A 22,597-nucleotide genomic window follows, 5' to 3' on the forward strand; every position below is an offset into this window, starting at 1 on the left:
TGTCGACTCGCGTTCGATGCCGAACGTTGGAGAATTTCATGCGCCCTGCAGTAGCCATTTCCCTAACTCCTCCCTCCGCTCCTCACGCCACAGCACAGCGCCTGTTGCGTCGGCGCACAGTGACTGCAGCACTGATAGCAGCGCCTGCGCTCTGGCTGGGCCCGCGCGCCCAGCCCGTGCCCGGTCGCCGCCTCACGCCGGCGCAGACAGAAGGTCCGTTCTACCCCGTCACATTCCCCAAAGACAGCGACCACGACTTGTTGCGCAACGGCGCACTGGATTACTCCAGCGGCCAAAGCGCCTGGCTGGAAGGCAGCGTCAGTGACCTGGCTGGCAAGCCCGTGTCCGGCGCGCAGGTCGAGATCTGGCAATGCGACCACGCCGGTCATTACCACCATGCCGGTGACGGTGACCGGGCCGACCGGCGCTTTCAGGGCTTTGGCCGTGTGACGGTGGCCGCCGATGGGCGCTACCGCTTTCGCACCATCCGCCCGGTTCCCTACGGCGGGCGCACGCCGCATATCCATGTCAAGGTCAAGCTGGGGGCGCGTGAGTTGTTGACCACGCAGTTGTATGTCGCGGACGATCCGGGCAACCCGCGCGACTTCCTGTGGCGCCGGCTGAACGCCACCGACCAGGCGGCACTGACAGTGCCGTTCACACCCGACGCCAGCGGCTTTCGTGCCAGCTTTGCAATGGTCGTCGCCGCATGAACCGACATCTCTTTGTTATTACCGGTGCCTCGCGCGGCATGGGTCTGGCCATGGCCAGGCAGCTGCTGGACCAGGGGCACACGCTGCTGTGCATTTCACGTCGGGACAATCCTGCGCTGACAGACCACGCGGCACGCACGCAGGCGTCCCTCACGCAGTGGACGCAGGACCTCGCCGACAGCAGCACGCTGGGCATCCGCCTGTCAGAGTGGCTGACGGCGCAGAGTAACACCGGATGGAGCAGCGCCACGCTCATCAACAACGCGGGCGTGATTCCCCGCATTGCGCCGCTGAGCGAACTCGGCAGCGCCGACATTGCGCAGGCCATGCGTGTCGGCCTTGAGGCACCGATGCACCTGACCGCGGTGTTCCTTCGTGCCACGCAAACATGGGCTGTGCCGCGCAAGGTGCTCAACATCTCCTCAGGCTTGGGGCGCCGCGCGATGGCATCGCAGGCGGCCTACTGCGCGGCCAAGGCGGGCATGGACCACTTTACGCGCTGTGTAGCGCTGGAAGAAGCCCTCAAGCCCAACGGCGCCAAAGTCTGCTCGCTGGCACCCGGCGTGATTGACACCGACATGCAGGTACAGCTGCGCCAGGCCGATGCGGCCAGCTTCCCCGACCGGGGCAGTTTCATCGGACTTCAGAGCGGCGGCCAGCTCACCTCGCCGGACGACGCGGCCGCACGGGTGCTGAATTACCTGGCAAGAAGCGATTTCGGCGCACAGCCGGTTGGTGACGTGCGGGACTGAAAGGCCGGGCGCGTGCGGAGGGTGACGCAACGACGGCGTCACCGCATCACGGGATCACAAGGTCTTGAGCATCTGATAGATCTCGTCCTTGACTTTCAGGCGGCGCTTTTTCAGGTCTTCCAATGCCTCGTCGGTGATGGCGCCCACACCCTGCTCATAGCGGGCGATGGTGTGGTTGTCCGAGTCATAGCGGGCATACAGACTGGCAAAGCGCGCATTGCTGGCCTTGAGCGTGTGCATCTTCTCCAGGTAGTCGGGGAACTCATGCACCAGATCGTGTTTCAGCAAATCCATGGGAACTCCTTCGGCGAGGGGAGAGGTGGAGAAAGCAGCAGGTGCGGGCTCAGTCGCGCACCACCAGCACGGCCAGATGGGCATGCGAGAGCACTTTCGAGGTCACACTGCCCAGCACCAGCTTCTGCAAGCCACGGCGCCCGTGCGAGCCCATCACGATGAGGTCAGCGCCCAGCGACTCGGCGGTGTCAATGATGCCGCGGTACACCGCATGGCCTTCGACCACCTTGCCCTCGGCAGTAATGCCGGCGGCTTCGAAAGCTGCTTTGGCGGCGGTGATGGCGGTGTCGGCCTCTGCCGTGGCGGCGCTGAGGTATTCGGTCTGCCCGTAAGCGAAGTCGGTGCCCACGCCGGTGAAGGCGTAGGGATCAATCACGTAGATGATGGTGACGGCGCTCTTGAAGGCTGCCGCAATGCCGACGGCTTTCACGATGGCTTGCCTGGCGGCTGTTGAGCCGTCTACCGGAACCAGTACATGCTTGAACATGGCGCAGCCTCCTTCGAGCCGTTGAGCCATTCTCAGGCACGCCTTCCTGCGCGTCAATTGAGCTGGCGCAAGCCGCCCTCACATTTCTGCGGCGGCACTATCAGAGTAGCCGCACTCTCACGGCGCGAACCCGCCGCACTTGGCTTTCTTCGACCTTATTCAGCCTTGATGTTGGCAGACTTGGCCAGTTGCGCGTAGCGCGCCAGATCCACTTTGATCAGTTGCGCCAGATCAGCCCCGTTGCCTGACAGCGGCTCCACGCCGGCGTTGGAGAGGTTTTCCTTGATGGCCGGCTCGGCCAGCACCTTCTGCACATCGGCGTAGATGCGCGCCACCACCTCGGGCGGCATTTTAGCGGGGCCCATGAGCGCATACCAGATCGAGAAGTCCAGTGGCTTGAGGCCCTGCTCCTCGAACGAAGGCAACTGCGGTATCAGCTGGTAACGCGCGGCGGTAGACACACCAATGCCGTTGAGCTTGCCGGTCTTGATGTGCGGCGCCACCAGGTTGGCACTGAGAATCGCCAGCGGTACCTGGCCACCCACCACATCGGTGAGGCCGGGCGCACAGCCCTTGTAGCCGATATGGGTCGCGTTCACGCTGGTCTTTTGCTTGACCAGTTCCATCACGAAGTGCTGGGGCGTGCCGATGCCGCAGGAGCCATAGCTCAGCGCGGTGGGGTTGGCCTTCGAGTAGTCCACCAGGTCCTTCATCGTCTTGATGTTGGTTCCCTGATGCGACACCAGTGCGATGGGCGTGAGGCCCAGCAGCATGATGGGCGTCAGGTCCTTTTCCGGGTCATAGTTGAGCTTGCCAGCCACCGCCGGATTGACCACCATGGTGCTGTTCTGCAGCAGCAGCGTGTAGCCGTCGGCCGGCGAGCGCACCACCGCCTCGGTGCCGATGTTGCCGGAGGCACCGGCACGGTTGTCCACCGCAATGCCCTGCCCCCAGAGCGTCTGCAGACGGGCGGCGATCTGGCGCGCCAGCACGTCTGATCCACCACCGGTGCCATAGGGCACGATGATGCGCACGGCACGCGAGGGGTAGGTGTCGGCCACAGCGGTGGTGGCCACCAGCTGGCCAGCCAGTGCAATGCCTGCAATGCTCAGGAGTTGTCTGAATTTCATGGGTGTCTCCGGTCTTGTTTTGTCTTATTTGAAAGCGCTTGAAGAAAATCCTGTTATTGGACATCGCCAATTTGCTGGCGCCACAGCTCCCACGGGCGCATCACCTGCCCCTCGGTGGAGGTCATCGCGAGCTCGGCTTCTTCCGGCGTGAGGAACTCGATGGGCCCGAGGCTGGAGGCCGTGAGCTGGAGCTTGGCGTTTTCTTCGGCATAGATGGCGCGGTACACCACGCGCTCCAGCGACGGCGCCACCGTGGTCGACCCATGGCCGCGCATCAGCACACAGGTGTGCTGCGCCAGTGACTTGGCCAGTGCCTTGCCCAGGCCGCTGTTGCTGATCAGCAGGTCGGTGTTACCCGCCGACTCGCGGATTTCAAAGAGCGCGCTGCCGCTCCCCAGAAACCCGCTCATGTGAAAGATCGGCCGCAGGCGCTGACCCGTGGCGCCAAAGGGAATCACGCTGGTGGAGTGGCTGTGCACCACCGCCATCACATCGGGGCGGACGCGGTAGATTTCGCTGTGGATGAAACGCTCCAGATAGGAGCGCTGGCTGGACGGCACCACCGGGTCACCGTTGAGGTCATACACCATGATGTCGGTACGCTTGACCAAGCCCGGGGCACGGTTGCATGACAGCAGGAAGTGCTCGTTCGACTGGTCGTGGCGAACGCTGACGTGGCCGAAGCCGTCAACCACCCCCTGGCTGAAAAGAATGCGATTGGCGATGACCAGTTTTTCGACCAGAGCCGGGTCGGGCGCGGGAACCGTCATGATGTCTCCTTATTGTGAAGACCTGCATCATTGCGACAGGTCTTTTTAATAAGTATACGTAGCAGTTAACGCGATGAACAGGCTTTTGCCGGCAGATCGGCAAAGGGTAAACCCGGCTCAAAAAAGACAGCGGGCAGCCCGGGCTCAGACGCCAGCCCTCGACGTTCAAGCCTTCAAGCCCAGGCCCTGAAGCTCAGGCCTCGATCTTCACGCCTTTCCAGAAGGCCACGCGGCCCTTGATGCTCTCGGCCTCGGGTTTCGGGTCGGGGTAGTACCAGGCGGCGTCGGTGTTCATTTCGCCATTGACCAGCAGCGAGTAATAACTGGCCTGGCCCTTCCACGCGCACATGGTGTGGTGGTTGCTGAAGGTGACGTAGTCGCGGTTGAGGGCACTCTCGGGGAAATAGTGGTTTCCTTCGAGAACCACGGTGTCATCACTTTCGGCGATGACGGCGCCGTTCCAGACTGCTTTCATGGGATTCCTTGACTCGGATGGGTTGCTTTTGGCAAATCTTCGCACAGAGGCCCCATCACTGCAGACCACCCGGAAAAGAAAAAGCCCATGACTGGCATGGGCTAACGGGTTCATCGGGCAATAGAGGTGATCGGTCGCGCGGCGAACCTGGTCGAGCCCTCTGCTTCAAACCCTCAGGCTGCGCGCAGGGTATTGCCTTCAACCACCACCTTGGCACCCACCTGCACAGCCGTGGGCTGCTCGATGGTGCGCACCGAGCCGTCGTTCATGCGAACGCGCACCTGGTACACGGTGACCTTCTTCATGTTTTTCTCGATGGCGTTGCCAGCCACCGCGCCACCGGCCACGCCGAGCACTGTCATGGCCGTCTTGCCGTCGCCGCCGCCCATCTGGTTGCCCAGCAAGCCACCGACCACGCCGCCAGCGACTGTGCCGAGGCCGATGGTCGTGCCGCCCACGGCCACACCATTGACCTGACCCTGGCGCTCCACGGCAACCACCGACTCAACGGTGCCGCAGGTCGCACAGACCTGCGAGTTGCCCGACTGAGCGACCACAGGGGCGGACTGATTGACGCTCTTGCTGGAGGTGGTGGTGCCGTTGGTGTTCTTTGCCGTCGTGTTCGACGCCGGCTTCGGTGCTGTTGCAGCTTTGGCTGGCTCTTTGGCGGTCACTGCCGCGGGCGCCGTGTCGCTCTGCTTGGCGTCGGAACTGTTCACCACCAGCGCGGCAACCAGTGCCAGCACGGTGACGCCCATGACGGCGATGATGGGAATCAAATACTTGTTCTGGCCCGCGCTAGGGCTTGGTGCAACTTGCGTATTGGTATGGGTATCCATGAGGGAACTCCTTTTGAAGAGAGCCCTTGTTTTACCCAATCCAGCAGATACAAGATGTAGGACAAAGTGACAAACGTAAGTAAAACTCCTGGAAGCCTGAAAAACCTGTGCGATTTTTCGCGCTCCGGTGCACCTTCATCTGCCGTTGACAGGCCTGGCCGGGCTACACCCCGCCCTGCGGATGCGTCGGGTCCACCCACAGCACGGTGTCGGGCTTTTCCACCGGCTCAATGTCGAGGTTCACCGCCACCGCCTCGCCATCGCTGCGGCACAGCACGCACTCCAGCGTCTCGGTGGCGCTGGCGTTGATTTCCTGGTGCGGCACGTAGGGCGGCACATAAATGAAGTCGCCCGGCCCCGCTTCAGCGGTGAACTCTAGGTGCTCGCCCCAGCGCATGCGGGCGCGGCCCCGGATGACGTAGATCACACTTTCCAGCGGCCCATGGTGATGGGCGCCGGTTTTGGCGTCAGCATGGATGGTGACCGTGCCGGCCCACAGCTTCTGCGCACCCACACGCGCAAAGTTGATGGCCGCGCGCCGGTCCATGCCCGGCGTCTGGGCGGTGTTGCTGTCGAGCTGGTTGCCGGGGACCACGCGCACGCCGTTGTGCTTCCACGCAGGCGTTTCAGGGTGCACATGGTCGTGACTGTGCTCGTGGCCAGTGCTGTCACTGTGGTTCGAATTCATCTGCGGCCCCTCTCGTCAAATATCGAAGAACTCTTAAGCAAGCCAGAGCCGCGGAACTGGCTTCGCCAGGCCGCAGGCGCAGCGCCCCCTCGGGGGGCAGCGCATGACACGCAGCCGAAGGCGAAGTGCAAAGCGTGGGGGCATTATTTGTAACGCTCGCGCGCCAGTGCCGCGCCTTTTGCCAGGGCTTCGAGCTTTTTCATCGCGATGGCGCGGTCCATTGGCGCCAGACCGCAGTTGGTGCAGGGCAGCAGGCGGTTCTTGGGCACGTACTGCAGCGCCTTGCCGATGGTCTCGGCGATCTGCTCGGGGGTTTCGATCTCGTCGCTGGCCACGTCGATCACGCCCACCATCACATCCTTGCCTTCCAGCAGGGCCATCAGGTGCGGTGGCACGTGCGAGTGATAGCACTCCAGGCTCACCTGCTGAATGCTGCTTTTGGCCAACGCAGGGAAGACCTCTTCGTACTGGCGCCATTCCTGGCCCAGCGTTTCCTTCCAGTCGTTGTTGGCCTTGATGCCGTAGCCGTAGCAAATGTGGACCGCGGTGGTGCAGGTCAGACCCCTGGCGGCGACTTCCAACGCCTTCACGCCCCAGTCGGCGGCATCTTTCATGTAGACGTTGAAGGCCGGCTCGTCGAACTGGATGATGTCCACACCATCGGCCTGCAGCGCCCGGGCTTCCTGGTTCAGGAGTTCAGCGAAAGCCATGGCCATCTTCACGCGGTCGCCGTAGAACTGGTCGGCCACGGTGTCCACGATCGTCATAGGGCCAGGCAGCGTGAACTTGATTTTTTTCTTGGTGTGGGCACGCAGCAGCTGTGCCTCGGCGGCGTGCACGCGGCCCTTGAGCTTGAGCTCGGAGACCACCTGCGGAACCATCGCGTCGTAACGGTTGTTACGGATGCCCATCTTGACCTTGTGCTCAAAGTCGATGCCGGCCACCTGCTCCAGAAAGCCGTGCACGAAGTGCTGACGCGACTGCTCGCCGTCGCCAATCACATCAAGACCCGCGTCTTCCTGGGCCTTGATCCACAGCAGCGTGGCATCGGCCTTGGCCTGCTTCAACTCGTCGCCCTCGGCCTTCCACTGGGGCCAGAGCTTGTTGGTTTCTGACAGCCAGGCGGGCTTGGGCAGGCTGCCTGCGATGGTGGCGCTGAAGAGGGGTGCGGTCATGTCGGATCCTTGTCTCGATTGGATTTATGGGGAAGCAGATAACGAAAACGGAAAAGAAAGCGGGAAAGAAAAACGTCAAAAAAACTCGCGGGCCAGCAGCTCGTAAGACCGGCGGGCAGCCGCCGGGTCATGCGTCCAGGTGATCACCACCAGCTCTTCTACCGCCAGTGTATCGGCCAGTGCGCGCAATTGGTTGGCCACTTGGGCGCCGGTGCCGACCAGCGCCGTCTCGCGCAGGCGCGACGCCTCGGCCTGCTCTGCAGGGGAATACGGCCGCGCGGCCACCTCTGCCGGGGACTGCAGCGCATAGATCGCGCCACGGTTGCGGTCGATCTTCCAGCGCTCGCGGCTGGAAAAGTGATGCCAGGCTTCGGCCTCGGTGTCGGCCGCAAGCGCCCATACGCACAGCGCCGCATGCGGCGCCGGGTGGCACGGGCTGGGCCGGTAGAGCGAGCGGTACATCGACAGCGCCTCGTCGGCGCCCCGGCCGTCGGTAATGAACCAGGCGTAGGCATAGGGCAGCCCATAGTGCGCGGCCAGCTGGGCGCCATAGTCGGAGCTGCCCAGCATCCACAGTTGGGGCGAGGTGGGGCCGGTCGGGTTGGCGGTGACGCCATGGCCCGGATGGCCTTCAGGCAGCGCAGAGCCCGACACCCAGGCCTGCAGCTCCCGCACCTGGATCGGGAAGTTTTCTGCCGACTGCCGCGGGTCGCTGCTGAGCAGGCGGGCGGTGCGCATGTCGGAGCCTGGCGCCCGGCCCACGCCAAGGTCAATGCGCCCCGGCGCCAAGGCCTCCAGCACGCGGAACTGCTCGGCCACCTTCAGCGCCGAATAGTGCGGCAGCATCACGCCCGCGCTGCCGATGCGGATGCGCTGCGTGGTTGCGGCAATGGCGGCCATCAGCACCTCGGGCGCTGAGCCGACAATGCTCGGGTGGCTGTGGTGCTCGCTGACCCAGAAGCGCTGGTAACCGAGGGCCTCGCAGTGCCGGGCCAGCGTGAGGGTGTCGCGGATGGACGCGTCTTCGGCGCGGCCGGAAATGGCGACCGACTGGTCGAGCACGGAAAGGCTGAGGGGCATCCACAAACTATAGCCAGCACGCCTTCATCCTGCTCAGACAGGGTTACCGGCGGCTGCGCTGTTCAGCTCTGTTCCAATACAGCGTTTGCGGTTGCGGCGACGTGACCGCTCCCTGACCTGACCCCGATCAAGAAAACCCACCGACCATGGCACTCAAAGCCACCATTTACAAAGCCCAGTTGGCCCTCTCCGACATGGACCGCAGCATCTACGCCGACCACAGCGTGACGATTGCGCGCCACCCGTCCGAGGCCGACGAACGCATGATGATCCGCCTGCTGGCCTTTGCGCTCAACGTGCCGGCCGACGACAAGCAGGGCAACCTGGAATTTGCCAAGGACCTGTGGGATGTGGACGAAGCAGCGCTCTGGCACAAGGACTACACCGAGCAGATCCTGCACTGGATCGACGTGGGCCAGCCCGATGACAAACGCCTGATGAAAGCCGCTGGACGTGCCGGCAAAGTCAGTGTGTACAGCTTTGCCAGCAGCACACCAGTGTGGTGGAAGAACATCGAGACCAAGCTCACGCGTGCGGCCAATCTGGTGGTCTGGCAGATCGACGCGGCCGAAAGCCAGGCGCTGGCCAAACTGGCAGAGCGCAGCATGCAGCTGCAGGTGACGGTGCAGGACGGCACGGTGTGGATGAGCACCGCGCTCGGCTCGGTCGAGATCACGCCGCGCCGCCTGACAGCCCCCGTCGAATAAATAATTATTCGGTACGGACGTCGGGCTGTACCTGATAGGCCGGCAGGTCTGCACCGCAGTGCAGACAGAACCGCGCTTCGGGCTGATGCCCTTCGGTCAGGCAATGGTGGCAGGTACGCGTGGTCGGCAGCGGCAGGGGCTGCTGGTTGCGTTGCGCCGACATTTCCGCGGTGACGATGCCGGTCGGCACCGCCAGAATGCCCCAGCCGAGCAGCATCATGAACGACGAAATGAGGCGCCCGAGGTCGGTCTTCGGCGTGATGTCACCATAGCCCACCGTCGTCACGGTGCTGATGGCCCAATACACCGCCGTGGGAATGCTGGTGAAGCCATTGGCCGGCCCCTCGACCAGGTACATCACCGTTCCCATCACCAGCACCAGCATCAGCACCACCGACAGGAACACCAACACCTTGCGCGCACTGGCAACCAGCGCCCGCCCCAGTTGCTGGTACTCGGCCACGTAGGCGGCGAGCTTGAAGACGCGGAACACCCGCAGCAGGCGCAGCACCCGCACATCCACCAGCGCATGGAATCCGGGAAAGAACAGCGCCAGGTAGGTTGGCAGGACAGCAATCAGGTCAATGATGCCGAAAAAGCTGCGTGCGTAACGCGCAGGTCGCGGCACACACACCAGACGTGCGATGTACTCAGCTGTGAACAACAGCGTGAAGAACCACTCAAGCACCGTGAACCACGCACCCCAGGCGGCATTGATCGCCTGCACACTGTCGGCCAGCACGACCACCACGCTGAGCACAATCATGCCGATCAGGACCTTGTCGAACAGACGTCCGGCTTCGGTGTCAGCCTCAAAAATGATGGTGTAAAGGCGTAGTCGCCAGCCAGACAAAGGCTTGGCATTCAAAGGAGGTGATTGATTGGAATCGGGAGTTGTCATGTCAGCAGTTCATGTCAGCGGCATCCGCTGCGGCAAAGCGGGCGGGCCAAAGCGGGCAGGCGGATGCAAGGTTCAACATGCCCTGCACGATAACCGCAGCGGCTGGAAAACGGCAACCCGTTGCCATTGGCCCCTGCTGGCGTGCCGGGTGCCGTCAAGTCCCGCCGCTTTCGGCTTCCTGCAAGCTACGCCACATGACCTTGCCTGAGCCGCTCTTGGGCAGCACATCGACAAACTGCACCACACGCGGGTATTTGTAGGCCGCCATGTGGTTGCGGCACCAGTCGATGATGTCGTCTTCGCTGGTCTTGCCCCGGGCTTCGCTGCGCAGCACCACCACGGCCTTGACGGTCTCGCCACGGTAGGCGTCGCGGGTGGAGATGATGCAGGCTTCCTGAATCGCCGGGTGCTTGAACATCAGCGCCTCCACCTCGGCCGGCCACACCTTGAAGCCCGACGCATTGATCATGCGCTTGAGCCGGTCGGTCAGGAAAAAATAGCCGTCCTCATCGATCCGCCCCAAATCACCGGAGCGGAAAAAGCGCTTGCCATCAAGCTCGATGAACGCGGCGGTCGTGGCCTCGGGCTGCTTCCAGTAGCCCTGAAACACCTGCGGGCCGCATATGACGATCTCGCCCTGCTCACCCTGCGGCAGTTCCTTCAGCGTGAGGGGGTCGATGACGCGCGCATCGGTGCTGATGAAGGGCACGCCCAGACACTGCTGACGGGTGGCGTCGGGCGGGTTGCTGTGCGACGGCGCCGCCGTCTCTGTGAGGCCATAGCCTTCTGCATAGCGCAGGCCATACTGCTCCCACAGGCGCTGCGCCACGGCCTGCGGCATGGCCGCGCCACCGCCACCGATGTAGACCAGACTGTCCAGCCTGAAATCGGCAACGTTCGGACTGCCCAGCAGGTCAATGACCATGGTCGGGATGTTGGTCCAGTGCGTGACGCGCCAGCGCGAGATCAGGGCACCAGCCAGCTCGCGGTCCCAGCGCGGCATGATGACCAGCGTGCCGCCGGCGTAGAGGGCAGTGTGCATCACCGACACCATGCCAGTGATGTGAAACATCGGCACCACCGACAGCACCACGTTTTCAGACGTGCCGTTGCTCCACAGGCAGGTCCCGACCGCGTTGTGCATGATGCTGGCGTGCGTGTGCATGCAGCCCTTGGGCAGGCCAGTGGTGCCACTGGTGTAGGGCAGCACCGCCAGATCCGACGATTGCGCCGTGTGTGGCGGCAGGTGCTCTACGCCCTGCCCCGCTAACGCATCAGCCCATGCAATGACCTCCCCGCCTTCGTGGCGGGGCAACGCATGCTGGGTACCCAGCCACTCGCGCCAGGCCTCGGGCATGGGCGCGCCTTGTTCTGCGGATTCAGGGCCTGCAGCAGGCATGTCGAAGGCATCGCTGTAATGGGTGACCACCAGATGCGCCAGCCGCTGGCTGGCTGGCAACTCCGCATTGGCCCGGACCAGTTCGGGCGCCAGATCGGCAGCAGTGATGGCCACCTTCACATCAGGGTCGGTGATGTAGTGTTTGAGTTCCTCGGCACGGTTCATCGGGTTCACCGGCACCACCACCGCATTGGCCCGCAGGATGGCAAAGTGCGCAATCACCCACTGCGGGCAGTTCTGCATGCAAAGAATGACGCGATCGCCCTTTTGCACGCCGCGCTGGTGCAGGGTGGCGGCCAGCCGTTCGGCCTGCTGCAACACCTGCGAGTAGCTCAGCGTGCGGTTGAAGAAGACCAGTGCGGCCTTGTCCGGAAAGCGCAGCGCGCTCACGGCGAGGTTGTACCAGAGCGACGTGGCCGGCGGCGAGATGCTGCGCGGCAGCCGCTTGGGCCAGACCTTGTGGTGCAGGGGAAGTGTCAAGGGTTGATTCCACGGTACCACGTGAAGCCCTGTCATCACAGGGAGGACAGCGGGCCGTCACGATGGTCCAAGCGTAACGGCACATGCCGCCCAACACATCCGGGAAGCTCCGTAGCCCCCGTGTCGCCAGGGCGACGACTGCTACCGTCCCTGATGAACTCCATACGGCTTGGGGCCACAATCGCATAGAGTCAGCCGAAGCCTTCCATCATCCCATGACCCGACCCCAACCTTCATCCCATCCTGCGTCAGAGCCCGTCCCGCAGTCGATGAGTGATTCACTCCCGGCTGCGTCCACGGACAAAATGGCCGAGGCCTTCGCGCTGCACCAGCAAGGGCGGCTGGCAGAGGCAAAGGCCCTGTGCGAACGCCTGCTCGAAAGCCAGCCTGACCACTTTGACTGCCTGCACCTGCTGGGGGTGATTTGCATCCAGAACGGGCAGGCTGCGCAGGCCGTGGCATTCATTGGCCGTGCGATTGCCCTGTATCCGGGCAACCCCTCTTTCCACACCCACCGCGGCATCGCGCTGACCGAACTGGGCCAGCTGCAAGCGGCGCTCGCCAGCCACGACCAGGCCCTCCAACTGCAGCCGGACCACGTCGAAGCCCATGCCAACCGCGGCATTGTGCTGCGCGCACTCAACCGGCTGGACGAGGCACTGGCCAGCCAGGACGCAGCCCTTCGCCTGCGGCCCGACCATGCCGAGGCGTATTACAACCGCGGTCTTGTGCTGCGCAGCCTCGGGCGACCCACCGAAGCGCTGGCGAGCTTCGACCACGCCATCCGCCTGCGCCCGGGCGATGTGGCCGCGCATTTCAACCGTGGGCAGGTGCTGATGGCGCTGCAGCAGCCAGAAGCGGCACTGGCCAGCCATGACGACACCATTCGCCTGCAGCCGCGCCATGCGGCAGCCCATTGCGGGCGTGGCGATCTGCTGATGGGGCTGCGCCGCCCCAGCGAGGCGCTGGCCAGCTACGACGAGGCCATCCGACTGCAACCGCCTTACGCCCATGCCTGGGGCAACCGGGGCAATGCCTTGCGTGAGCTCGCCCAACTGGACGCGGCGCTGGCAAGCTATGACGAGGCGATCCGCCTTCAGCCCGGCTATGTGGAAGCGCACACTAATCGCGGCAACGTCCTGCGAGAGCTCAAGCAGCTGCAGGCCGCACTGGCCAGCTATGACGAAGCCATCCGGCTGCGGCCCGACTTCCACGAGGTGCATTCCAACCGCGGCATTGTGCTCAAGGAGCTGGGCCAGCTCGATGCCGCGCTGGCCTGCCACGACACGGCCATTCGCCTTCAGCCCGGCTATGCCGGCGCCCACCTCAACCGCGGCAATGTGCTGCAGGACCTGGACGAGCTGGAGGCAGCGCTGGCCAGTTACGCCGAAGCCATCCGCCTTGAGCCCGGGCTGGCCATCGCCCACGGCAACCGGGGCAATGTGCTGCTCAAGCTCAAGCGCCTGCCGGAAGCACTGGCCAGCCATGACCGCGCCATCGCTTTGCAGCCGGACCTGGCCACCGCCCATTGCGACCGCGGCAACGTGCTCAAGGACATGCGGCAACCCGAAGCCGCGCTGGCCAGCTACGACACGGCCATCCGCCTGCAGCCAGACCTGGCCAAGGCCCACTCCAATCGGGGCAACCTGCTCAAGGACTTGCTGCAGCTGGACGCGGCACGCGCCAGCTACGACACCGCGCTCAGCCTGCCCACCGTCACCGCCAGCGACCGCGATCTGACCCGATGGAACAAGTCCTTGCTGTTGCTGGTGAAAGGCGAATTTGAAGCGGGCTGGGCCGAGTACGAGGCGCGCTGGTCGCAGGCCGAGTTCAAAAAAATCCAGCGTCAGTTCAAACAACCGCTCTGGCAGGGCAAGGAGTCGCTGCAGGGTCAGACGATTCTGCTGACGCGCGAGCAGGGTCTGGGCGACGCCATCCAGTTTTGCCGCTATGCCCGCGTGCTGCAGGCGCGCGGTGCACGCGTGCTGCTGGAAACACCGCAACCCCTGTTGCGGCTGCTGCAGGGCGTGGACGGCATCGCCCAGCTGATTGGCCCGGGCGAGCGCTTTCCCGCGTTCGACCTGCACTGCCCGCTGCTCAGCGTGCCGCTTGCCGTGGGCACTGACTTGCAGAGCATTCCCAGCCCCGGCCCCTACCTGCGCAGCGACAGCGGCAAGGTGGCGCAGTGGGCCACCCGCCTCGGGCCGCGCCGACAGCCCCGCGTGGGCCTGGTGTGGAGCGGCAGCACGATTCACAAGGGAGACGCGCACCGCAGCTTGGCACTGTCTGCGCTGCTCACCGGCTTGCCTTCGGGCGTGGAGTACATCAGCCTGCAAAAGGAAATCCGCCCCAGTGACAAGGCAGCCCTGCAGGCCAGCGGCATCCGGCAGTTCAGCGCCGAGCTGGAAGACTTCACCGACACCGCCGCACTGTGCGAGCTGATGGATGTGGTCATCAGCGTTGACACCAGCGTGGCGCACCTGAGCGGCGCACTGGGCCGGCCAACCTGGGTCATGCTGCCCTTCTCGCCCGACTGGCGCTGGCTGCTCGACCGCAGCGACAGTCCTTGGTACGCGTCCATGCGGCTGTATCGCCAGGAGCGGCCGGGCGACTGGGGCAGCGTGTTTGCGCGAATCCAGCAGGACTTGCAGCAACGGCTTTTCTGAAGTCCTGGAAGAGGCCGTCGGCCGATTCACGCATGTGGTGCAGCTGACGAGCCATCGCGTGGCATCAGAGGCCAGTTGCCACTACTCGCACACCAATTGAGTGCACAAAACTTGTATACCAGTTGACTGAACCGGTCAAAAGCCTGGCACGGCTTATGCAAAGGTGGGGCCATGACCACCGCTTCGGATATCAGCAACCGCATCATTGAGGCCGTCATGGCCCAGAAGCTGGAGCCGGGTGCGCGACTGGGCGAGCAACAGCTGGCAATGCTTTTCGATTGCAGTCGCACCATCGTGCGCGAGGCACTCACCCGGCTGGCGGTGCGCGGCATCGTCACGGTGAGCAGTCGCCGCGGCTGGTATGTCATCGAGCCTTCCCAGGACGAGGCCCGCGAAGCCTTCGAGGCACGCCGCGTCATCGAGATGGGGCTGATCCGCTGCACCGGTGACGTCAGCAAGACCGCCATCAAACAGCTCAAGAACCACCTGAGCCGCGAGAAAGCCGCGATCAAGGGCAGCGATGTGGGCTTGCGCAGTTTTCTGCTGGGCGATTTTCACGTGTGTCTGGCCGAATGCCTGGGCAACAGCCTGCTGGCAGACACGCTGCGCGACTTCACCGCACGCACCACCCTGATCGCCATGCTTTACCAGTCTTCACACGACGCTGCCCAATCCTGCGAAGAGCATGTGCAGATCGTGCAGGCGCTTGAAAAGGGTGACCTGCCCAAGGCCGAAAAGTTGATGCAGGCCCACATCGGCAGCGTGCAGGCCGCACTGAGACTGCAGAGCAGCAGTGGCGACCCGCTGTCGCATTTGCGCAGCGCCTTGAGCCCGCTGGAGGCGCAGCCGCCCAAAGCAGGCGCATCGCGCAGCGCAGTCGCCAGCGGCCGCAAAGCCGGACAGACAGCCGCCAAAGGCCTGCCGCGCCAGACCCTGCGCCAGACCGAACCCAGCCCCACCCGTTCCCCTGCCAGGCCGCGAAACACACGCAGTAACCCGCGTGGGAGCGAGCCATTTCCTGACGATTCCTCAACCTACCTTGGAGCCCTGCTATGAAGTCCAGCAAACGCCTTGCCTCCGTCATCACCCTTGCCTTCGCAGCCACTGCCGTCCTTGGCGCCGCTGGCGCCCACGCGCAGACCGCCCTCGACGACATCATGAAGGCCAAGGAGATCAAGATCGCCATCCCGACAGACTTTCCGCCCTATGGCATGGTGGGAACCGATCTCAAGCCGCAAGGGCTGGATGTGGAAATGGCCGGCTACATCGCCCAGAAGCTGGGAGTGAAGGTGGAGCTGGTACCCGTGACCAGCGCCAACCGCATCGCCTACCTGCAGACCAAGAAGGCTGATCTGGTGATCTCCACACTGGGCAAGAATCCGGACCGCGAGAAAGTCATCGATTTCACCATCGCCTATTCGCCGTTCTTCCAGGCCGTGTTTGGCCCCAAGAGCCTGAACGTCAAGTCCTTTGCCGACCTCAGCGGCAAAACCATCAGCGTGACCCGCGCCGCACTGGAAGACCAGGAGCTCACCAAGGTCGCACCGGCGGGCGCAGACATCAAGCGCTTTGAAGACAACAACACCACGGTGTCGGCCTACACCGCCGGCCAGGTCCAGCTCATTGCCACCGGTGCTTCGGTGGCCGGCAACATGATGGCCAAGAACCCGCAGCTCAATACCGAGTACAAGCTGCTGCTCAGCGACAGCCCCAACTTCATCGGCGTCGCCAAGGGCGAAGACAAGCTGCGCATGAAGGTCAACGAGGTGATTGCAGAGGCCAAGAAAAATGGCGACCTCGACAAGATCGCGATCAAGTGGTTGGGCCGGCCCGCTGGCAACCTGCCGCAATAAATGGCACACCCCCGTTGACGCTCACTGCGTGTAGCGTCCTCCCCCCCTTGCAGGGGGCGCCGCTGGTGGTCCGGCGAAGCCGATTCCACGGCGGCCGCTGGCCTGCAGGCAGCCCCACTTAACAGGAAGTAATCGCATGCGTGTCGAGCTTGATTTCATGGCGGTGCTGTCGCAATGGCCGTTGCTGGCCATCGGCGTCGCGTGGACGCTCGGCCTGACAGCAATCTCTTCGGTGCTGGGCATGGCCATCGGTATGGCCTTCGCCTGGGCGCGTGCCAGCGGACCAGTCTGGCTGCGCTGGGTGGTCAGCGCGTATGTGGAGCTGATCCGCAACACGCCATTCATCGTCCAGCTGTTCTTCATCTTTTTCGGTCTGCCCGCGGCAGGCTTCAAACTCTCACCCGAGATGGCTTCGGTGCTGGCAATGGTGATCAATCTTTCAGCCTATGCCACCGAGATCATTCGTGCCGGGGTCGAAGCCACGCCGCGCGGCCAGATTGAGGCGGCAGAGAGTCTGGCGCTCAACCGTGTGCAGATCTACACCCGCGTGGTGCTGCCACCTGCACTCAAGAAAGTCTGGCCCGCCATGGTCAGCCAGATCATCATCGTGATGCTGGGCTCGGCGGTCTGCGGCCAGATCTCGACGCAGGAACTGTCGTACGCCGCCAACCTGATCCAGGGGCGCAACTTCCGGGCCTTCGAAGCTTTCATCATTGCGACGCTGATCTATCTGGCACTGTCGGTGGCGGTGCGCAAGCTTCTCTACTGGGCAGGCCCCCGCTTCCTGTTCGGTCGATAAGGGCAAGGACGTGGGCGCACCATGATTGAATTCACCGTCTGGGACATCTTCAGGAACCTGCTGCTCGCCGCGCGCTGGACGGTGGCGCTGTCACTCGTGGCCTTCATCGGCGGAGGCATCGTCGGCCTGCTGCTGCTGGTGGCCCGGCTGTCGGCCACCCGCACCGCGCCGGGCAAAGGCAGGTCGGCACTGGTCGCGCGCCGGGCGCTCGACGGCTATGTGCTGCTGTTCCAGGGCACGCCCTTGCTGATGCAGCTCTTTCTCGCCTATTTCGGTCTGGCGCTCTTCGGCATCAATGTGCCCGCATGGGTGGCTGCTGCGGTGGCACTGACGCTTTACACCAGCGCCTACCTGGCCGAAATCTGGCGCGGCTGCGTTGACGCCATTCCCAAAGGCCAGTGGGAGGCCGCACAAAGCCTGGCGCTCAATTTCGGTGAACAGCTCAAACACATCGTGCTGCCGCAGGCGGTACGCATTGCCGTGCCGCCGACCGTGGGTTTTCTGGTGCAGGTCATCAAGGGCACAGCGCTCGCCTCGGTGATCGGCTTCATCGAGCTCACCAAGGCCGGCACCATGATCACCAATGCGACCTTCAAGCCCTTTGTGGTCTACAGCTGCGTCGCGCTGATGTACTTCGCGCTGTGTTTCCCCGTGTCCCTGTACGCCCGCAAGCTGGAGAGGAAAGCAAGAAATGGACGCTAACGCCACATCACCAGCCGCCGCAGAGCGGCCTGCCCTCGCCGGGAGGACACTGGTGGAGATCAACCAGCTGCGAAAGAGCTTCGGCGCCAACGAGGTGCTCAAAGGCATTGACCTTGAAGTCCGCGCGGGCGAAGTGATTGCCATCATCGGAAAAAGCGGATCCGGCAAAAGCACGCTGCTGCGCTGCATCAACGGGCTGGAGGTGTTCCAGAGCGGCACGCTGCGTGTGGACGGCAAGCATCTGCTGCACGACAACCCCCAGGTCATGCGCGAGTTGCGCCAGCAGGTGGGCATGATCTTCCAGAGCTTCAACCTCTTTCCGCACCTGACTGTAGGCAAGAACATCATGCTGGCGCCCGCCCTGGTGAAAAAGGCCACCGGCGCGCCTGCCGAGGAACACGCGCGCGCGCTGCTGCAGCGCGTCGGCCTGGCCGAGAAGTTCGACGCCTGGCCCGACCAGCTCTCAGGCGGCCAGCAGCAACGCGTGGCGATTGCACGGGCACTGGCGATGCGGCCCTCGGTGTTGCTATGCGACGAAATCACCTCGGCGTTGGACCCGGAGCTGGTCGGCGAAGTGCTTCAGGTGGTGGAAAGCCTGGCTGCAGATGGCATGACGCTACTGATGGTCACCCATGAAATGAACTTCGCGCGCAAGGTCTGTGACCGGGTGGTGTTCATGCACCAGGGCCGTGTGCACGAAATCGGCCCGCCAGACGAGGTGTTCACCCACCCCCAGACGCCTGAACTCAAGCAGTTCCTCGGCATGATCCAGTAACGCAAACACCCCGATGACAAGCACCACATCCACCCGACCGACCGCCACGCTTCACGTTCCCGCTGGCCATGGCAAGGCCGTGCGACTGACCGCTGGGCAGGCAGTCAGGGTAATCAACACCCATGGCACGCAGGTGGTGGATTGCTGGGCATTCAATGCCTACGACCTGCAGGAATTCATGTGCATGGAAACCACCCGTGTGTGGAACCAGCGTCTCAATCCCGTGGTGGGCGACTCCTTCGTCACCAATTTGCGCCATCCCATCCTCACGGTGGTGGAAGACGCTACGCCGGGCGTGCACGACACGTTCATGGCCGCTTGCGACCGGCGCCGCTACGAGCTGCTGGGCGTCAAGGGCTACCACCGCAACTGCTGCGACAACATGTTCGAAGGCATGTTCGAGCTGGGGGTGACGCCCCCACGCGCCATCCTCGCCTCATTCAACATCTTCATGAACATCCAGGTCCAGCCGGATGGCATCACGCTCAAGACCCTGCCCACCACCACCAAGGCGGGGGACTCCATCACGTTGCGTGCAGAGATGGACTGCTTCGTCGCATTCTCAGCCTGTCCGCAGGACATCGTGAAAATCCAGGGGGCAGGCGACAACACCCCTCGCCCGGTCGATCTGGAAATTCTGCAAAGCACCTCTGCGCTTCCCGTCAACGGCCCGTGGGTGCCGCCGATTTGACGGCAGTGTCCCGCCGCATCGGCTGACTGAGGCCTCACCTGCAGCGGCACAGCGGCGTTACCCAGTAGTGCTTTGTGCCTCACTGGAGGCGGAGCAGCGCTCCAAATTCTCATGCTATTTCTCACCTTGAGTGCAAGGCCTCTGTTACATTCAAATCACATCTCCTCCTTATCACCAGCCTGTTCGCGTTTCAGTGCTGAATGACGTGATAACCCGTGAGCCCGCCTGACGCGGGGTCTGTCGAAACAGTCCCTTGCCGAAGTGAGAATTCGCGTTGGAGGGTTTCCATGCCGAACTCCGGCTCGACCGACAGCACCTTTGGTAGGCAGGACGGTGCCGAGGGCGTTATTGAATTCAGGCGCCAGCAGTCTCTGCTCAAGACGGGTGCGCTGCAGGACGCGATTTTCAACAGTGCCAATTTCTCCAGCATCGCGACGGACGAAAAAGGCGTCATCCAGATTTTCAATGTCGGTGCCGAGCGCATGCTGGGCTACGCGGCCACTGAAGTGGTCAACCGCGTCACCCCGGCCGACATCTCCGACCCCGAAGAGCTGATCGCGCGCGCCGATGCCCTGAGCCGGGAACTGGGCACCGCCATCACGCCCGGCTTCGAGGCGCTGGTGTTCAAGGCCTCGCGAGGCATTGAAGACATCTACCAGCTCACTTACATCCGCAAGGACGGCAGCCGCTTTCCGGCGGTGGTCTCGGTGACGGCCCTGCGCGATGACCAGGAGGCCATCATCGGCTACCTGCTGATTGGCACCGACAACACCGCCCGCAAGGAAGTCGAAGCCGCCCAAGCCCTGCTGGACCAGCAGCTGCGCGACCAGCAGTTCTACACCCGCTCGCTGATCGAGTCGAACATCGATGCGCTGATGATGACCGACCCGCAGGGCATCATCTCTGACGTCAACCAGCAGATGATGACGCTCACCGGTTGCACCCGGGAAGAGCTGATCGGCGCGCCCTCCAAGCAGTTCTTCACCGATCCCGAGCTGGCTGACGCCGCCATCCAGCGCGTGCTGACCGAGCACACGGTCAACAACTACGAGCTCACCGTGCGCGCCCGCAACGGCGACGAAACCGTGGTGTCCTACAACGCGGCCACCTTCCATGACCGCCATCACCGCCTGCGCGGTGTGTTTGCCGCCGCCCGCGACGTGACCGAGCGCAAGCGGTTTGAACAGGCCTTGCAGGAAAAGAACGTGGACCTCCAGCATGCCAGCAGCATGAAGTCGGAGTTCCTGGCCACCATGTCGCACGAGCTGCGCACGCCGCTCAACTCCATCATCGGTTTCTCGGAGGCACTCAAGGACGGGCTGATGGGCCCGATGAGCGAAACCCAGCAAGAGTACATGGGTGACATCTTCACCAGCGGGCAGCACCTGCTGTCGCTCATCAATGACATCCTGGACCTCTCCAAGGTCGAGGCCGGCATGATGAACCTGGAGCTGGAGCCGGTCGATCTGCCATCGCTGCTGACCGCCAGCCTGTCCATCGTGAAGGAAAAAGCCCTGGCCCAGCGCCTGGCCCTGGGGCTGGATGTCGCCAAGGACCTGGGCCTGCTGATGCTGGACATGCGCAAGACCAAGCAGATTGTTTACAACCTGCTGGCCAACGCGGTGAAGTTCAGTGCCAGCGGCGGCAATGTGACCTTGAGCGCGCAGCGCGTCCCGCGCCAGTCGGTGGGCCTGTTGCCCGGTGCGTGGCCGGTGCACGGCTTTCCGCTGCACGCGAGCGACTACACCGAGTTTCTGGAGTTGTCCGTCACCGACAGCGGCATTGGCATATCCAAGGACGACATGTCCAAACTCTTTCAGGCCTTCCGGCAGATCGACAGCAGCCTGGCCCGCAAGTTCGAAGGCACCGGCCTGGGTCTGGCCATGGTCAAGCAACTGGCCGAGCTGCATGGCGGAACCGTGGCCGTCAGCAGCGCCGAAGGGCAAGGTGCGCGCTTTGCCGTCTGGTTGCCGCTGCGGCCCGTGGTGGCCGACGCCATGGAGACTCAGCCGCTTCTTCACCGGCCTGCCGCTCCCCTTGCGCTGGCCGGCCGCAATGCACTGGTGGTGGAAGACAACGACCAGGCTGCCGACCTGGTGCGCCTTCTGCTGGAGGCCGAAGGGTTCACGGTGGTGCGGGCCATCAGCGCTGAGGAGGCTCTGCTACTCGCGCCACAACAGCCGCTGAGCCTGATCACGCTGGACATCCAGCTCCCCGGCATGGACGGATGGAGCTTTCTCGCTCGCTTGCGTGAGCTGGACAGCGACAGCCTGTCGCGGGTGCCGGTGGTCATCATTTCGGGCAGCGCTGAAAACAGCCTGGGCCTTCACAGCGGTGCGGCAGCGGTACTCCAGAAGCCCATCAGCCGGGCGCAGCTGAAGATGTCGCTGGCCTGCCTCGGCCTGCATCCCACAACGGAGCGGACCCATACGGTTCTGGTGGTGGATGACGACCCCAAGGCGGTCGAGCTGATCGCCGCCTTCCTGCCCACGCCCGACTATGCGGTGGTCCGGGCCTACAGCGGCCAGGAGGCCATCACGCTCGCGCGGCAGCTGCAGCCGGACCTGATCTTCCTCGACCTGATGATGCCCGGGATGAACGGCTTTGATGTGGTGGAAATCCTCAAGCGTCACGTTGAAACCGCAAGCATTCCGGTGCTGGTGGTCACCGCCAAGCAGATCACCGCACAGGACCGAGCCCTGCTCAACAAGGACAGGGGGAGCGTGATCCGCATTGTCGAAAAGGTGGGGCTCAACCGCGGGCGCTTCATTGACGAGGTGCGGCGCGCCCTGCCTTCTCAGGATTCTCAAGATTCTCGAGAGGAGTCGTTTGATGGCACGCATCCTGGTCATTGAGGACAACCCGGCCAACATGAAGCTGGCCTGCGTGCTGCTGAGCAAGGCGGGGCATGAGGTGCTGAGCGCCACGGATGCCGAAACCGGCCTGACCATGGCGCGCGCCGAACAACCGGCCCTGATTCTGATGGACATCCAGCTGCCAGGCATGGACGGGCTGGCCGCCACCGCCTTGCTGAAGAAAGACGTGGTGACAGCGTCCATTCCGGTGATCGCCCTGACCGCGCTGGCCATGAAGGCCGATCAGGAGAAAAGCCAGATCGCCGGCTGCGAGGCCTACATCGCCAAGCCGCTGCGCTACCAGGAGCTGTACGACACCATCAATGCACTGCTCGGGACGGCCTCCGCCCCGGGAGGGAGTTGACT

The 22,597-nt window shown here is 63.6% G+C and carries 23 protein-coding genes; 12 read left to right on the forward strand and 11 right to left on the reverse strand.

Annotated elements, in window-relative coordinates; all coding sequences use genetic code 11:
• Positions 1-38 precede the first annotated feature (38 nt).
• Positions 39-713, forward strand: a complete 675-nt coding sequence (locus AAG793_RS07235; protein WP_341906175.1) for a protocatechuate 3,4-dioxygenase — start codon at positions 39-41, stop codon at positions 711-713.
• Complete coding sequence (locus tag AAG793_RS07240; protein ID WP_341906178.1) at positions 710-1,465, forward strand: SDR family NAD(P)-dependent oxidoreductase; 756 nt, start codon at positions 710-712, stop codon at positions 1,463-1,465. Before AAG793_RS07235 ends, AAG793_RS07240 begins: the two co-directional genes overlap by 4 nt.
• A 54-nt stretch (positions 1,466-1,519) precedes the next feature.
• Here the strand turns inward: AAG793_RS07240 and AAG793_RS07245 are convergent, their stop codons facing one another.
• The 9 genes from AAG793_RS07245 to AAG793_RS07285 all read right to left on the reverse strand — a co-directional run bounded on the left by AAG793_RS07245 (position 1,520) and on the right by AAG793_RS07285 (position 8,403).
• On the reverse strand, positions 1,520-1,759 hold the full coding sequence (locus AAG793_RS07245; protein WP_341906181.1) for a DUF465 domain-containing protein: 240 nt from the start codon (positions 1,757-1,759) through the stop codon (positions 1,520-1,522).
• 49 nt (positions 1,760-1,808) lie between these two features.
• A complete protein-coding gene (locus AAG793_RS07250; RefSeq protein ID WP_341906184.1) occupies positions 1,809-2,246 on the reverse strand; it encodes a universal stress protein in 438 nt (145 codons plus the stop codon).
• A gap of 155 nt (positions 2,247-2,401) precedes the next feature.
• The gene (locus AAG793_RS07255; RefSeq protein WP_341906186.1) at positions 2,402-3,376 is read right to left on the reverse strand and encodes a tripartite tricarboxylate transporter substrate binding protein; all 975 of its coding nucleotides are present in this window, start codon (positions 3,374-3,376) and stop codon (positions 2,402-2,404) included.
• A gap of 53 nt (positions 3,377-3,429) precedes the next feature.
• Positions 3,430-4,146, reverse strand: a complete 717-nt coding sequence (locus AAG793_RS07260; protein WP_341906187.1) for a class II aldolase/adducin family protein — start codon at positions 4,144-4,146, stop codon at positions 3,430-3,432.
• 193 nt (positions 4,147-4,339) lie between these two features.
• Positions 4,340-4,621 carry a DUF427 domain-containing protein gene (locus tag AAG793_RS07265; protein WP_341906189.1) on the reverse strand — a complete coding sequence of 94 codons (282 nt, stop codon included), beginning with the start codon at positions 4,619-4,621 and terminating at the stop codon, positions 4,340-4,342.
• 173 nt (positions 4,622-4,794) lie between these two features.
• Positions 4,795-5,460, reverse strand: a complete 666-nt coding sequence (locus tag AAG793_RS07270) for a glycine zipper 2TM domain-containing protein (RefSeq protein WP_341906192.1) — start codon at positions 5,458-5,460, stop codon at positions 4,795-4,797.
• Positions 5,461-5,623: 163 nt separating this feature from the next.
• The gene (locus tag AAG793_RS07275) at positions 5,624-6,148 is read right to left on the reverse strand and encodes a cupin domain-containing protein (RefSeq protein WP_341906196.1); all 525 of its coding nucleotides are present in this window, start codon (positions 6,146-6,148) and stop codon (positions 5,624-5,626) included.
• A 143-nt stretch (positions 6,149-6,291) separates the two neighbouring features.
• Positions 6,292-7,323 carry a methionine synthase gene (locus AAG793_RS07280; protein ID WP_341906199.1) on the reverse strand — a complete coding sequence of 344 codons (1,032 nt, stop codon included), beginning with the start codon at positions 7,321-7,323 and terminating at the stop codon, positions 6,292-6,294.
• Between the two features lie 75 nt (positions 7,324-7,398).
• Positions 7,399-8,403: an LLM class flavin-dependent oxidoreductase gene (locus tag AAG793_RS07285; protein WP_341906202.1), complete on the reverse strand. Its 1,005-nt coding sequence runs from the start codon at positions 8,401-8,403 to the stop codon at positions 7,399-7,401.
• 146 nt (positions 8,404-8,549) lie between these two features.
• Between AAG793_RS07285 and AAG793_RS07290 the strand changes: the two genes are divergently transcribed.
• The gene (locus AAG793_RS07290) at positions 8,550-9,110 is read left to right on the forward strand and encodes a YaeQ family protein (protein ID WP_341906203.1); all 561 of its coding nucleotides are present in this window, start codon (positions 8,550-8,552) and stop codon (positions 9,108-9,110) included.
• A gap of 4 nt (positions 9,111-9,114) precedes the next feature.
• Here AAG793_RS07290 and AAG793_RS07295 read toward each other — a convergent pair whose 3' ends face one another.
• On the reverse strand, positions 9,115-10,011 hold the full coding sequence (locus tag AAG793_RS07295; protein ID WP_341906205.1) for an ion transporter: 897 nt from the start codon (positions 10,009-10,011) through the stop codon (positions 9,115-9,117).
• Positions 10,012-10,165: 154 nt separating this feature from the next.
• Entirely contained in the window at positions 10,166-11,890 is a 1,725-nt protein-coding gene (locus tag AAG793_RS07300) for a long-chain fatty acid--CoA ligase (RefSeq protein ID WP_341906206.1), read from the reverse strand.
• 269 nt (positions 11,891-12,159) lie between these two features.
• On the opposite strand from AAG793_RS07300, the gene AAG793_RS07305 reads away from it, so the two are divergent.
• The 9 genes from AAG793_RS07305 to AAG793_RS07345 all read left to right on the forward strand — a co-directional run bounded on the left by AAG793_RS07305 (position 12,160) and on the right by AAG793_RS07345 (position 22,595).
• Positions 12,160-14,556, forward strand: coding sequence for a tetratricopeptide repeat protein (locus tag AAG793_RS07305; RefSeq protein WP_341906208.1), 2,397 nt, complete (start codon positions 12,160-12,162; stop codon positions 14,554-14,556).
• A 171-nt stretch (positions 14,557-14,727) separates the two neighbouring features.
• Entirely contained in the window at positions 14,728-15,612 is an 885-nt protein-coding gene (locus AAG793_RS07310) for a GntR family transcriptional regulator (protein WP_341906210.1), read from the forward strand.
• Positions 15,609-16,409 carry a transporter substrate-binding domain-containing protein gene (locus AAG793_RS07315; protein ID WP_341906212.1) on the forward strand — a complete coding sequence of 267 codons (801 nt, stop codon included), beginning with the start codon at positions 15,609-15,611 and terminating at the stop codon, positions 16,407-16,409. Before AAG793_RS07310 ends, AAG793_RS07315 begins: the two co-directional genes overlap by 4 nt.
• A gap of 136 nt (positions 16,410-16,545) precedes the next feature.
• Positions 16,546-17,208 carry an amino acid ABC transporter permease gene (locus AAG793_RS07320; protein ID WP_341906215.1) on the forward strand — a complete coding sequence of 221 codons (663 nt, stop codon included), beginning with the start codon at positions 16,546-16,548 and terminating at the stop codon, positions 17,206-17,208.
• 21 nt (positions 17,209-17,229) lie between these two features.
• Positions 17,230-17,910 (forward strand): amino acid ABC transporter permease, encoded by a 681-nt coding sequence (locus AAG793_RS07325; RefSeq protein WP_341906218.1) that lies wholly within the window; start codon positions 17,230-17,232, stop codon positions 17,908-17,910.
• Positions 17,900-18,685, forward strand: coding sequence for an amino acid ABC transporter ATP-binding protein (locus AAG793_RS07330; protein ID WP_341906221.1), 786 nt, complete (start codon positions 17,900-17,902; stop codon positions 18,683-18,685). The genes AAG793_RS07325 and AAG793_RS07330 overlap by 11 nt, the downstream gene beginning before the upstream one ends.
• Before the next feature lie 13 nt (positions 18,686-18,698).
• Complete coding sequence (locus tag AAG793_RS07335; protein WP_341906223.1) at positions 18,699-19,376, forward strand: urea carboxylase-associated family protein; 678 nt, start codon at positions 18,699-18,701, stop codon at positions 19,374-19,376.
• A 287-nt stretch (positions 19,377-19,663) separates the two neighbouring features.
• Positions 19,664-22,231: a response regulator gene (locus AAG793_RS07340; protein ID WP_341906226.1), complete on the forward strand. Its 2,568-nt coding sequence runs from the start codon at positions 19,664-19,666 to the stop codon at positions 22,229-22,231.
• Positions 22,209-22,595, forward strand: a complete 387-nt coding sequence (locus tag AAG793_RS07345) for a response regulator (RefSeq protein ID WP_341906229.1) — start codon at positions 22,209-22,211, stop codon at positions 22,593-22,595. The genes AAG793_RS07340 and AAG793_RS07345 overlap by 23 nt, the downstream gene beginning before the upstream one ends.
• Positions 22,596-22,597 lie beyond the last annotated feature (2 nt).

The sequence above is a fragment of the Polaromonas sp. YR568 genome (genome assembly GCF_943372955.1).
GTDB lineage: Bacteria > Pseudomonadota > Gammaproteobacteria > Burkholderiales > Burkholderiaceae_C > Polaromonas.